Source organism: Capnocytophaga cynodegmi DSM 19736, assembly GCF_000379185.1.
GTDB classification, from domain to species: Bacteria; Bacteroidota; Bacteroidia; order Flavobacteriales; family Flavobacteriaceae; genus Capnocytophaga; species Capnocytophaga cynodegmi.
Genome location: NZ_KB900710.1, coordinates 24,138 through 37,288 on the forward strand (window position 1 = coordinate 24,138; position 13,151 = coordinate 37,288).

Genomic DNA, 13,151 nt, shown 5'->3' on the forward strand with positions numbered 1-13,151 from the left:
ATTTTTCACACTTAAAAATTTAATGAATATGAATCCTATTCTTTTGGTTGAGGATGATATTACGTTTGCAAAAATGTTAACTCGCTTTTTGGAACGAAATGGATACAAAGTGGAAGAATGTGGCACTTTGGAAGAGGCCAAGAAAAAAATAAGTCCTTTTACAAAAATGGTTTTTACGGATTTGCGTCTTCCTGATGGAGATGGAATTGTTCTGCTTAAAGAGATTAAAGCCTCCTATCCTGAGATTCCCGTGATTGTAATGACAGGATATGCTGAAGTTTCTACCGCTGTTGAAGCTATGAAGTTGGGTGCTTTTGACTACATTTCAAAACCTTTTCAACAAGAAGATGTATTAAATGTAATTAAGAATGCAGATAAGTCAAAATCTCCAAAAATAATAACTCCTTCTGTACCGAAAATCAAAGAAGAAAAAGAATTAAAAGTTCCTGAAAGAGAAACTTCTTTTGTGAAAGGAGTTAGCCTTGCATCAAAAAAATTAAACGAATTTATCAGTTTGGTTGCTCCCACAGATATGTCAGTTCTGATTACAGGGGAAAGTGGAACAGGAAAAGAGGTTGTTGCAAAGTCAATTCATCTTAAAAGTGAAAGAGCAAACAAGCCTTTTATTGCAGTTGATTGTGGAGCTATCCCTAAAGAAATCGCATCAAGTGAATTTTTTGGACATATAAAAGGTTCGTTCACAGGTGCTATTAGTGATAAAAAAGGACATTTTGAGGAAGCCAATGGTGGAACAATTTTCCTTGATGAAGTTGGTAATCTAAGTTATGAAAATCAAATTCAACTATTAAGAGCCTTACAAGAAAGAAGAATAAAACCAATAGGAAGTTCCAAAGAAATTGAAGTGGATATCAGGGTTTTAGCTGCAACAAATGAAGATTTACTCACAGCTGTTGAAAAAGGACAATTCCGTGAAGATTTGTATCACCGATTGAATGAGTTTTCCATAAAAGTACCTTCATTACAAGAGCGTAAGGACGATTTGATGATTTTTGCTTCTCACTTTCTGGAAGTTGCAAATCAAAAATTACGAAAACAAATCTATGGATTTTCTGAAAAAGCAGTGCAAAGAATGCTTTTGTACCCTTGGAATGGAAATTTGCGAGAATTGTCCAATGTGATAAAAAGAGCTACATTACTGGCACAGGGAAATTATATCACAGAAGATGACTTACCAGAAGAAATAGTTTCGGAAACGCATAATGTTATCGCTGAAAAAATATCTTTTTCGACAAAGGACAATGAGAAAGAGTTAATCATAAGTGCATTGAAGGAGTCACAAAATAATAAAACAGAAGCAGCTAAATTGTTAAATATTACTCGTAAGACACTCTATAACAAGCTTAAAGCATACGATATAGATTTATAATGATATAAAATTTAATTCGTGGCATTATTTTTGATAGAGGAGGATTATTAATTTGTTTAACTATTTTTTAGAACACTATGATTAAAAAAATTATTGCAATTGCAGCTTTTGTTTTGATAAATGTTAATTTGTTATCTGCTCAAGAAATAAAATGGATGACTTTTAATGAAGCTATTGCAGCTCAGAAAAAGAATCCTAAGAAAATTTTTATGGATGTTTACACAGTTTGGTGCGGACCTTGCCAACAGTTGGAAAAGAAAACCTTTAATAACAAAGATGTAGCAAAGTATATCAACGAGAATTACTATGCAGTTAAATTCAATGGCGAAGGAAATGAAGTAGTAAATTATAAAGGTCAAAAGTTTGAAAATAAAGGATATGACCCCGCTAAAGCTCAGCGTAGAAACGCACCTCACCCATTTGCAAATTATTTGCAAGTTCAGGCGTACCCAACAATGATGTTTTTTGATGAAAAAGGTGAATTTCTTCAGCCTCTTGTGGGGTATTTTTCACCAACTCAAATAGAAATGTTCTTGAAATTATTTGCTAAAGATGATTTTAAAAATATCAAATCTCAAGAAGATTTCCAAAATTATCAATCTAACTTTAAAGGCACATTTAAAGAATAAATACTTTTTCATAGTTTATTGCAAAAGCCCTTGAACAATTTCGTTTAGGGGCTTTTTTTAAAAATAAAAATCATATACGTTGAAAAAATAGTTTTAATTATCAATATATTGAAATTTTTTTATCTTTCGCAAAAAAATAGATAGTAGTAGAATATGCCAAAAATATTAATAATTGAAGATGAACCAGCTATCAGAAGAGTACTCAAAAAAATTCTGTTAGATGAAAATAAAGAGTACGAAGTAGAAGAAGCCCCTGATGGAGTAGAAGGTTTGGAAAAAATCAAAAAAGAAGATTTTGACTTAGTTTTGTGCGATATAAAAATGCCAAAATTAGATGGAATGGAGGTACTCACTTCCACAAAGAAAATTAAACCTGAAATTCCGTTTGTGATGATTTCAGGGCACGGAGATTTAGAAACTGCCGTCAATACAATGAAGTTGGGAGCATATGATTATATTTCGAAACCACCAGATTTGAATCGTTTGTTGAATACGGTTCGTAATGCGTTAGATAGGAAAGAGTTAGTTGTTGAAAACAAACGCTTGAAAAAGAAGATAAATAAAAATTATGAAATGATTGGTAAAAGTGATGCTTTGCAACAAATCCGCCAAATTATTGAAAAAGTAGCACCCACTGAAGCCCGTGTATTGATAACGGGGTCTAACGGCACGGGTAAGGAGTTGGTGGCACACGCTTTACACGAAAAAAGTGAACGTGCGTCTGCTCCGATGGTTGAGGTCAATTGTGCAGCAATTCCTTCTGAATTAATTGAAAGTGAGTTGTTTGGTCACACAAAAGGAGCATTTACATCAGCAGTAAAGGATCGTGCAGGAAAGTTTGAAGCCGCTCATAACGGAACTATTTTTTTAGATGAAATTGGTGATATGAGTTTGTCAGCACAAGCTAAAGTATTGAGGGCTTTGCAAGAAAATAAAATTTCACGTGTTGGAAGTGATAAGGATATCAATGTAGATGTTCGTGTAATCGCTGCTACAAACAAGGATTTGAAAAAAGAAATTTCAGAGGGGCGTTTTCGGGAGGATTTATACCATCGACTTGCTGTTATTTTAATAAAAGTTCCTTCATTGAATGAGAGACGTGATGACATTCCTCTCCTGATAACTCATTTTTCAGAAAAAATCTCTCAAGAACAAGGAATTTCTCCTAAAAAATTCAATAAAAAAGCAATTGAGTTATTACAAAAACAAGATTGGACGGGAAATATTCGTGAACTTCGAAACGTTGTGGAACGTTTGATAATTCTTGGAGGTAAGGAAATTTCGGAAGATGATGTGAAAAGTTTTGCCGGAAAATAGCCAAAAAGTTAGTTTTTCAAAAAAGTACAGAAATTTTAAAAATCATTTAAAAATTCTGTACTTTTTTGATTTATCATTACCAATTATAAATTCGATTGGCGTCCAGCCTTAGGAAAATAAATAACAAAATTGTAAAAGCCCACAATCCAGAACCGCCGTAACTGAAAAATGGAAGAGGAATTCCGATGGTGGGAATCAGACCGATAACCATTCCAACATTTACACAAAAATGGACAAATAAGATAGAAACTACACAATAACCATAAATCCTGCTGAAACTTGATTTTTGTCTTTCTGCCAAAAAGATAAGCCGTAAGAGCAAAAACGTGAATAAAGCAATCACAGTTAATGTACCCACCAGTCCCCATTCTTCTCCCAAAGTGGTGAAAATGTAGTCAGTATGTTGTTCAGGAACAAAACTTCCTTTAGTGCGAGTTCCTTCCAAAAATCCTTTTCCAAAGATTCCTCCAGAGGTAATTGCCGATTCGGACATATAAGTATTGTATCCAAAATCTCTCCGCATTTGGCTGATTTTATGTGGGTCTTGTTCCAAACGCAACCATAGACTTAATCTATTTCGATGGTGTTGTTTCAGGACATTATCAAAAATAGGTTTCGTTGATAATGAAGTGATTAAGCAAATTAATGATAAAATAAATATATTTTGAAATGGAATTCTGTTGGTACGCTTTTTATGCCAAAATCCGTATAACCAAATTAGTAAAACAGTGACAATAATAACAAAAATACTTCCAAATTTGAGTGTAGCAACAAAAATTAAAGCAGTGATACTTAGGTAAAAAAGTAATGAAGAAGGCATTCCTTCGCGATAAAGAACAAAGACTAATGAGAAGAAAACCAGTAAGCTACCAACATCGGGTTGTAGCAAAATTAATATAGCGGGTACGATAAGTATGAGTAAAGCACGAAATAGGTCTTTAATTTGCTTAATATCAGTATGAATATCGCTCAAATATTTAGAAAAAAACAAAGCTGTGGCTACTTTGGCAAATTCGCTTGGCTGAATTGTTACTGAACCTATGGCATACCAGGATTTTGCCCCGTTAGTTTCCTTCCCAAAAACGAACAATCCTGCAAGTATCACAAGGCTGGATATGTAAAAAACAATTGAAAAGTTTTCGTAAAATTTTGGGTCGATTGCCAAAATAAATATAATTAGCAAAAAACTAAGCCCTATGAAGAGGAATTGTTTGCCATAGAACTGATTGATGTCAAAAAGAGAAGTAGCATTAATCTCATTATAAGTTGTTGAAAAAATGGCAACCCAACCAATACAAACCAAAAGTAAATAACACAAAATGGATAACCAGTCCAGATTTTTTATAAGGCTTCGCTTCATTATTTGAATTGAAAAATTATATATCGTTTATAATACAGAAAATTTGATGATTTGAAAAAGTTTAGTTTTCAAACCATCAAATTATTATTTTAAAAGTTATTAATTTATTATCTTCTTCTTAGTAAAAAGTATATTGCATAGTTCATAATCAAGTTTATCCACCTTGTTTTAGGATTCAAAAAAGAAAAACCTATGTTAGTGAATGTACTTGAAACAATATTTTTTACGGAAAGATTATCCTTTAAATCCGAAACATTGTTCTTCAGATACAATCCGTCAATTTGTTTTTTTAATTTCAGGATTTTAAGGTCAGTTTCAATCTCTTCAAATGATTGATATTTTTTATTCTTCGTAATCATCTTCGTCATCCGATTTAAAATAAGCCTCTGAAAGTCTGTTAAGTAAAGGTTTTTCAATAAGATTTTTCTTAAAAATGAATGCGATAAATGCTACTAAGGAATAAAAAGCTCCCATAGCAAGAAACCCTAACGCAAAACTTTCCAACCAACTCCCGATTGCAAAAGCTGCCGCAAATGATAGGAAAAAAAGTACAAGTAAACTTACCAGACCTATCAAAAAAATATTAATCAAACCATAAGACGACTTCGCTATAAATCTGAAAGCAAACAGCTTATAGTATGACACGTTAGAGTCCAGAGCCTCGCCAGTTCTTGTTGAAATTTCTCTGAAACTTTCTTTGATACTGTTTTTAGACATAATTTATATTTTACTTCTTACAAAGCTCACTGATTGCACAAAAAAATTATGTGAAACTTACTTTCAAAAGTACAATCAGTGAAATGTATGCAAGAATTTTAATTATTTCTGTAATTTAGCGTTTGCTTCTTTTAATGCAGCTAATTTTTTTTCTAAAACAGTAATAACATCTTCAGCTTTGTGGCTTGATTTGGATACTAGGTTCTCAACTTTGTCTTCCAAAGAGCCCTTGAATTCTGAAGATTTTTCTTTCATCTCTTGACTTAAAGCGTCGATTTTATATTTCAATTTTGAAGTAGTATCATCAATAGAATCCTTGATTTTTCTACGAGTATTTTTCCCTTTGTCTGGTGCGAACAAAATTCCAGCCCCAGCTCCGATAGCAACTCCTGTTACTAACGCTAGTAAAACATTTCCTGTTTTTGCCATAATTCTGATTTTTCTAGTTTGATAATTTTAATAAAATAAGTGTGAAATTGATAATTAAATCCTTAATTTTTAGGACTTAATGTTTTTCTTTAAATCGTTTAGTTTTTTGTCTAAAAGATTGATAACTTCCTCTGTTTTGTATTCTGATTTAGCTAACAAACTTTCGATATTATCCTCTAAAGTACCTTTTATTTCAGAAGATTTTCCTTTTACTTCACGAGCTAACTTGTCCATTTTCTTTTTCAGTTTTGAAGTTTTTTCATCAACTGAATCTTTAATTTTTTGACGAGTATCCTCACCTCTGTTAGGAGCGAATAAAATTCCAGCTCCAGCCCCAATAGCAACACCTGTTACCAACGCCAATAAAACATTTCCTGTTTTTGCCATAATCTTGAATTTTAATTTAATAATTTAATAATGTTTGAAATCTTAATAAGTCAATCCTTTAGAACTTAGGATTTAACTGTTTTTTTTAAATCGTTTAGTTTTTTGTCCAAAAGTTTAATAACTTCATCTTTTTTGTATTCTGACGTAGCCAACAAGCTTTCGATATTTTCTTCTAAAGTGCCTTTTATTTCAGAAGATTTTCCTTTCACTTCACGAGCCAACTTGTCCATTTTCTTTTTTAATTTTGAAGTTTTTTCATCAACTGAATTTTTAATTTTTTTGCGAGTGTCCTTTCCTTTGTCTGGAGCAAATAAAATTCCAACTCCTGTTCCAATAGCAACTCCTGTTGCTAACGCTAACAAAATGTTTCCTGTTTTTGTCATAATATTACTTATTTTTATGTTTAATAGTTTGATTATATCCGAATAATTCTTTTTTCATAATGATTTCCGCAACTCCCTCAGGAAGTAACTCTTGCCAACCTGAATCTCCTTTTTCAATCATTGAAAGTATTTCTTTTGAAAATATATTTAGGTGTGTTTCATCATAATCCTTAATATCTACAACTTTTCCGTTAAATTTGAAAAATTTGTATAATTCTTTCATACGTGGGTGAACTTTCAAATTTTCGCTATTGATAATTTCACCAGTATTTGGGTCTTTCATAGGGAATAGGTAAATTTTTATATCCCGATAGAACAGCTTCCCGAAAGCTTCTAAGATTCCACCACTCAAATGTCGGTAATATTTTTCATCAAAAATGGCAATTAAGTTGCTCACTCCCATTGCCAATCCCATTCGGGAATTGGTATAATTTGAAAAATATTCAACCACACGATAATATTCTTTAAAATTGGAAATCAGTACCTTTTGTCCCAAAGAACATAACAATCTGGCTCTGTCCATAAAATCCTGCTCATCAAGTTCGCCTCCAGAAATAAGATTAGAAAGTGTAATTTCAAAGATAACCTCAGTACGTGCTGGATTTACTTTATTCTCACTAAGGAACATTTCTAAGGATTTTTGGTACATATCCATATTCACCTTAGTTACAGGTCTGAAACTACCTCGCAGGGTAAGGATATTTTTCTTGTAAAGTTGTTCCGCTGGGAGGATATTTTTCCCATCAGGACCGAACATCACAGCCTCCGTCATCCCATTTTTAATGAGTTGTAGGCTAATTAACCTATTATCAACATCTTTAAAGTCAGGGCCAGAGAAATTAACCATATCAATCTCAATCAAATCTTTATCGATGTGGTCATATAAATATTTCAATATTTTTTCAGGCTTTGAGGTTTTATAAAAAGCCCCATAAATTAAATTTACACCTAAAATTCCGAGAGTTTCCTGCTGAGCTCGAGCTTCATTCTGATGAAAACGAATGTGGATAATTATTTCATTATATTCACCTTGTGGTTGCGTCTGAAAACGTATCCCAACCCATCCATGTCCTTTTTTTCGTTTTGAAAAATCAATCGTAGTTACAGTATTGGCGTATGAAAAAAAAACTTTATTAGGGTGATTTTTTCTTGTTAGGCGAGTTTCTATCAACTTGATTTCATAGTCAAGCATCTTCTTTAACCTACTTTCAGTAACATATCTGCCATCTTTTTCAATTCCATAGACCGCATCACTTACCTCTTTATCGTAAGCACTCATCGCCTTGGCAATAGTACCAGAGGCTGCACCTGCTCTGAAAAAATGCCGCACGGTCTCTTGACCAGCTCCAATTTCAGCAAAAGTGCCGTATATATTTTCGTTTAGATTGATTCTTAAGGCTTTTGCTAAGGTCGAAGGAACATCTTCAATAGGAATATCTCTATCTCCTTGGATAATGACGCTCATAGTGGAATGTTTCGTATTTCGGAAAAAAATTTTTACAAATATAAGCTTTTATTTTTTAAAATCCTAATTTTGCAGAAAAAAAATACTTTGAAAATCACTTTTTTAGGTACAGGAACATCTCAAGGAGTTCCAGTTATAGGGAGTAATCATCCTGTGAGTTTGAGTAAAGATAAGAAAGACAGGAGATTACGTGCTTCGGTATTAATTTCGTGGGAAAATACAAATTTGGTTATAGATTGTGGTCCTGATTTTCGTCAGCAAATGCTAACGAACAAGGTTAATCATCTTGAAGCAATTTTGTTTACTCACGAACACGCCGATCACACCGCTGGGATTGATGACATCAGACCTTTCGTATATCAGCAGGGCGATATGCCTATTTATGCGTTGCCTCGCGTAATATCTGAACTCAAAAAACGATTTGAATATATTTTTAGAACAGAAAATCGTTATTTGGGAGCACCTTCCGTTATTGTTAATGAAGTAGAGTGTGAAAGTTTTGATCTTTTCGGAAAGAAAGTTATACCAATTCAGGTGATGCACGGAGAGCTTCCTATATTAGGCTATCGTATTGAAGATATGGCATACATCACTGATGCAAAAACAATCCCAGAAAGTGAGTTCGTTAAACTAAAGAACTTAGATGTATTGGTGCTGAATTGCCTACGTGAGCAAGTCCATCCGACGCATTTGAACCTTGAAGAGGCTCTTGACATTATAGAAAAAGTAAAACCGAGGCGTACTTTCTTTACACACATAAGCCAAACTTTTGGATTTCACGAGGAAGTTTCCAAGAGGTTGCCCTCCAATGTTTTTTTGGCATACGATAACTTAGTAATTGATATTCCATAACTTTTGTAGCTGGTTTATCGAATAAAATACGTAATTATTTTTTTTAGTAGATTAAACCTTTTAGATATTTTGACGTCTTAAAGGAATTACAAATAGATTTATACAATACGTTATACAGATTTCAAACTATAAAAATCATAATAAAGATGAATAGAATGCTATTTTCAATAATCATAGCTGGTTTATTTACAGCGTGTAAGGATTCAAAACAACAAGCACCACAGGGAGTGAAGTCTTATCCTGTAATTACGATAAGCGAGGGTGAAGCAACTTCCTATTTGTCATATCCTACAAATATTGAAGGTAAGGTAAATAGCCCTGTACAAGCAAAAGTTACGGGTTACATCACGCAAGTATTGGTCGATGAAGGGCAATTTGTGACTAAAGGGCAGCCTCTTTTCAGGTTGGAGACGCAAACACTCAACCAAACTGCACAAGCTGCCAAAGCCTCAGTAGAAGTAGCTCAGGTGGAGGTAAACAAGCTCCTTCCGTTGGTGGAAAAAAACATTGTAAGCCCTGTACAGCTCGAAACAGCTAAGGCAAATCTGCAAAGAGCTAAAGCCGCTTATAGTGAAGTGACATCTAATATGGATTTTGCTGTGGTAAAGGCTCCTGTAAGCGGGGTAGTGGGAGCGATACGCTTTCGAGAGGGGGCGTTAGTAACGGCAGGAAATACGATGCTTACCAGCGTTTCTGATGTGAGTGAAGTGTACGCTTATTTTTCTATGAACGAGAAAGAATACATAACCTTTTTGGAGCGTGTGTCTGGAAAAACTATAGCCGATAAGCTCAAAAGTTTTCCGCAGGTGGAGCTGACATTAGCCAACGGAGCTACATATTCCCAAAAGGGTACTATACAAGCCGCTACGGGACAAATTGATGCTTCTACAGGGAGTATTCGGTTCAGGGCTACATTCCCTAATCCTGATGGGTTATTAACTAATGGGAATAGTGGGACTATACGAATTCCGCAACACTTTAGCGATGCGATTATCATTCCGGAAGTAGCTGCCTTTGAGCAACAAGGAAAAGTATTTGTATATAAAGTTGAAAAGGATACCATAAAGCAGTCTGTTGTGAAAGTACGTAACCGAAGTGCTAATGCAATGGTAGTTGAAAGCGGACTAAAAGCAGGAGAAGTTATCGTAGTTCAGGGGATTAATGGGCTTCGTTCAGGAATGGTTATCAAACCAGAAGCTGTACAAATGGATAGCATCATCAAACAGATACAACCTATCTTTTAGAAAATAGCTGATAATAAGATAAGTTCTTTTATAGTGTGAGTTTAACATCCCCCTAACCCCCTTAAAAGGGGGAATCTTGAAGCGTTATAGAGCCATTTTTAATAAAAGTTCTTTTATTTTGTAAAATAGAGATTTTCTTCACTCTTTTAAAAGGGGGAATCTTGAAGCGTTATAGAGCTGATTTTACTAAAAATTATTCTTATGAGTTGTATAAAGAAAGTATTAGGATGAGAAATTCCCCCTTTTAAGGGGGTTAGGGGGATATAAAATAAATAGATATATAGTATAAACTAATTTGACAATGAACATATTTAAAATAATAGGAATTGCGACCACTATGGCACTGCTAACTTCGTGTGCTGCTCGTAAATCGTATGAGAGACCACAGGTGGTGGATAGTAAATTGTTCCGAAGTGAGAACATTTCAGCAGATAGCCTCAGTTCGGCGGTGGTGTCGTGGAAGAATATTTTTACTGACCAAGTGTTGCAGCAACATATTAGCAAGGCTTTGACCAGCAATCTGGATATTAGAGTTGCTATGCAGAATGTAGCTTCAGCACAAGCCTATTTAAAACAAAGCAAAAGTGCCTTCTTGCCATCAGTTTCAGCATCAGGAAGCTATACGCATAGCACAGCATCGCTCAATGCAAATCCATTGCTAAGGGAAAGAACCTATAACGATTTGTGGGACTTGACAGCTAATGCCTCTTGGGAAGCTGATATATGGGGAAAATTGAATGCACAAGCTAAGGCAAGTTATGCTTCGTACTTGGCTACAACTTCAGCACATCAGGCGGTACAATCCGAAGTGGTGGCTACCTTAGCAACAGCTTATTATCAATTGCTGATGTATGATAAGCAACATAAAATACTTCAGGAAACTATTAAGCTGCGTGAAGCCAGTTTGCAAACTACTCAAGCTCTTAAAGATGCAGGAATTACCACAGAAGTAGCTGTGCAACAAACACAAGCCTTATTATATAATGCACAATCGCAATTAGTTTCTATAAAGAATGCTATCTGGGCTTTGGAAAATAGCATAGCTGTGCTATTGGCAGAAAGTCCACAGGCTATTGAAAGAACAAATCTGGAAGAACAGCAGTTTCCTACAGATTTTAAACAAGGATATGCCATCAGTTTACTTGAAAACAGACCCGACGTGAAACGTGCAGAGTACAATTTGATAAATGCCTTTGAGCTAACCAATGTAGCACGTGCAGGATTTTATCCGTCGTTTACCCTTACAGCTCGTGCAGGTATTACAAGTACTGATATTGAGCAATGGTTTTCTGTCAAGTCCATATTCGCAAACTTTATTGCAGGGCTTACGCAACCCATACTCAATCGCCGACAAGTACGCACACAATACGAAGTGAGTGAAGCTAACAGACAAATAGCTTTATTAGGATTTCAAAAAATATTACTTACAGCAGGAAAGGAAGTTTCAGATGCTATGCAGAATTTTACTTCACAAGATGCCTTTATACACCTAAAGCAAAAAGAAATGGAGGCTTACCAGAAAGCAACAGACTATTCAAAAGAATTATTCAATAGTGGAATGGCAAGTTATTTAGAGGTAATAACAGCTGAGGTTAATCGATTGAATGCTGAACTTGCCCTTGCGAACGCTCAGTTTATGCGAATGCAGTACGGAATAGCCCTTTATAAAGCTCTGGGTGGTGGTTGGCGATAGATTTTATAAGTAAGTAAATTTGAAATTATAATATAGGTATTGCGTAGGAAATGCTAAATAAAATTAGTTAGTGTAGTTAGGTCTTTCTTATAGGTTCAAATTTTTAAAGTTGCTGTATTGAGGGCATTTTTATTGATATTTTATTTTTTAGTTAGTGTGTTGAGGTCTTTATGATAGATATAAGTTTTTGAAATTATAGTAAAGAGTAATCTATCATAACTAAAAAAAATAAAAAGTAATTGTATCGACCTGTATCTATTAGCTAAAAATATTTGAAAGTATTGTAAATAGTAAGATATATTGATTTTGATTATCAAAAATGGATTGATATAGAAATAATTTATAAATTTTGCTTTTTAGAAATATGTAAACTATATTTATTTCAGTGAATAATAATTTTAAAATAGATAGTTATGAGCGTATTAATGGACATTTCGTTGCCGAATCTTGTTAAGTTAAACAATGATGAGTATGCCCAATTTATAAAAGGGGTAGTGAATTTGATAGATGAAAGTGCTTTGGATAAACTGGCTGTAAAGCAAGAGCTATTTGCATCTATTCAAAAAAATTTGGATTTGCTAACAGAGGCATCTCGCCAAAGTCGTTCAAGCAAAGAGTCTGAAAGTATCAATCGATTGGACAAACAGCGTACGGAGTTGCTATCCTACATAACGTCATCTTTCAGGTTGGCAAGAAAAAGCTCGATGGACTCGCATAAGGAATCAGCTCAGGTGCTTAGCAAGGAGTTTAAAAACTACTCGGGTGTAGCATCATTGCCTACGCGTCAGAAGTCACAAGCTATCGATGCACTGCTTAAAGATTTGGAAAAGGCTGAAATCGCAAAGCATTTGAAGGTTTTGAGCTTATCACACGCGGTCTCTACACTGAAAGAAGTTAATGCAAAATATCAGGAGCTGGTAGGAGTGAGGGCAGAAACACAGGCTACAACACCGCTAATCAATGTGAAGAAGGTGCGTAAGGAAACCCATTTGCTTTACAGGGAGTTGGTCAGATATGCTTTCTCCAACAATGTGATTAATCCATCTGACGAAAGCCAAAGTTTTATCAGGTTGCTTAATAAATTGATGGACGACACGATGAATGCCTATAAGCAACGTTTAGGGCAGCTTAATGCTAACAAAAATGCATCTGCTAAGGAGGAAAATAAACCTGCAATGTAACAGAATGTATTAGTTTTATGATTTATTAGCTTACCGATTTGCATAAAGTTGGTAAGTAGTATTTTTTTTGGCTCATTAAAAATAGTACTATCTACTAAATTAAATAG

14 protein-coding genes are annotated in these 13,151 nt (G+C 34.4%); 7 read left to right on the forward strand and 7 right to left on the reverse strand.

Annotation, left to right across the window (positions count from 1 at the left end):
* Window positions 1–28: 28 nt before the first annotated feature.
* The 3 genes from YW9_RS0104235 to YW9_RS0104245 all read left to right on the forward strand — a co-directional run bounded on the left by YW9_RS0104235 (window position 29) and on the right by YW9_RS0104245 (window position 3,333).
* On the forward strand, window positions 29–1,387 hold the full coding sequence (locus tag YW9_RS0104235) for a sigma-54-dependent transcriptional regulator (RefSeq protein WP_026193798.1): 1,359 nt from the start codon (window positions 29–31) through the stop codon (window positions 1,385–1,387).
* A 77-nt stretch (window positions 1,388–1,464) separates the two neighbouring features.
* Window positions 1,465–2,016 (forward strand): thioredoxin family protein, encoded by a 552-nt coding sequence (locus tag YW9_RS0104240; RefSeq protein WP_018278945.1) that lies wholly within the window; start codon window positions 1,465–1,467, stop codon window positions 2,014–2,016.
* A gap of 153 nt (window positions 2,017–2,169) precedes the next feature.
* Window positions 2,170–3,333: a sigma-54-dependent transcriptional regulator gene (locus YW9_RS0104245; protein ID WP_018278946.1), complete on the forward strand. Its 1,164-nt coding sequence runs from the start codon at window positions 2,170–2,172 to the stop codon at window positions 3,331–3,333.
* A 76-nt stretch (window positions 3,334–3,409) separates the two neighbouring features.
* On the opposite strand, the gene rodA is transcribed toward YW9_RS0104245, so the two are convergent.
* From rodA to YW9_RS0104280, 7 genes are all read right to left on the reverse strand, one after another.
* Window positions 3,410–4,693: a rod shape-determining protein RodA gene (gene rodA / locus YW9_RS0104250; RefSeq protein ID WP_018278947.1), complete on the reverse strand. Its 1,284-nt coding sequence runs from the start codon at window positions 4,691–4,693 to the stop codon at window positions 3,410–3,412.
* A 107-nt stretch (window positions 4,694–4,800) separates the two neighbouring features.
* Complete coding sequence (locus YW9_RS0104255) at window positions 4,801–5,052, reverse strand: DUF6327 family protein (RefSeq protein ID WP_018278948.1); 252 nt, start codon at window positions 5,050–5,052, stop codon at window positions 4,801–4,803.
* The gene (locus YW9_RS0104260; protein ID WP_018278949.1) at window positions 5,036–5,410 is read right to left on the reverse strand and encodes a hypothetical protein; all 375 of its coding nucleotides are present in this window, start codon (window positions 5,408–5,410) and stop codon (window positions 5,036–5,038) included. The genes YW9_RS0104255 and YW9_RS0104260 overlap by 17 nt, the downstream gene beginning before the upstream one ends.
* Window positions 5,411–5,512: 102 nt before the next feature.
* A complete protein-coding gene (locus YW9_RS0104265; RefSeq protein WP_018278950.1) occupies window positions 5,513–5,839 on the reverse strand; it encodes a YtxH domain-containing protein in 327 nt (108 codons plus the stop codon).
* Between the two features lie 69 nt (window positions 5,840–5,908).
* The gene (locus tag YW9_RS0104270; RefSeq protein ID WP_018278951.1) at window positions 5,909–6,226 is read right to left on the reverse strand and encodes a YtxH domain-containing protein; all 318 of its coding nucleotides are present in this window, start codon (window positions 6,224–6,226) and stop codon (window positions 5,909–5,911) included.
* A 65-nt stretch (window positions 6,227–6,291) separates the two neighbouring features.
* On the reverse strand, window positions 6,292–6,609 hold the full coding sequence (locus YW9_RS0104275; RefSeq protein WP_018278952.1) for a YtxH domain-containing protein: 318 nt from the start codon (window positions 6,607–6,609) through the stop codon (window positions 6,292–6,294).
* A 4-nt stretch (window positions 6,610–6,613) separates the two neighbouring features.
* Entirely contained in the window at window positions 6,614–8,074 is a 1,461-nt protein-coding gene (locus YW9_RS0104280) for a hypothetical protein (protein ID WP_018278953.1), read from the reverse strand.
* An 87-nt stretch (window positions 8,075–8,161) separates the two neighbouring features.
* On the opposite strand from YW9_RS0104280, the gene YW9_RS0104285 reads away from it, so the two are divergent.
* From YW9_RS0104285 to YW9_RS0104300, 4 genes are all read left to right on the forward strand, one after another.
* A complete protein-coding gene (locus YW9_RS0104285; protein WP_026193800.1) occupies window positions 8,162–8,926 on the forward strand; it encodes an MBL fold metallo-hydrolase in 765 nt (254 codons plus the stop codon).
* A gap of 155 nt (window positions 8,927–9,081) precedes the next feature.
* Window positions 9,082–10,170 carry an efflux RND transporter periplasmic adaptor subunit gene (locus tag YW9_RS0104290; protein WP_394356337.1) on the forward strand — a complete coding sequence of 363 codons (1,089 nt, stop codon included), beginning with the start codon at window positions 9,082–9,084 and terminating at the stop codon, window positions 10,168–10,170.
* A 301-nt stretch (window positions 10,171–10,471) separates the two neighbouring features.
* The gene (locus tag YW9_RS0104295; protein ID WP_026193801.1) at window positions 10,472–11,863 is read left to right on the forward strand and encodes an efflux transporter outer membrane subunit; all 1,392 of its coding nucleotides are present in this window, start codon (window positions 10,472–10,474) and stop codon (window positions 11,861–11,863) included.
* 413 nt (window positions 11,864–12,276) lie between these two features.
* Window positions 12,277–13,044: a DUF6261 family protein gene (locus YW9_RS0104300; RefSeq protein ID WP_026193802.1), complete on the forward strand. Its 768-nt coding sequence runs from the start codon at window positions 12,277–12,279 to the stop codon at window positions 13,042–13,044.
* Window positions 13,045–13,151: the final 107 nt, after the last annotated feature.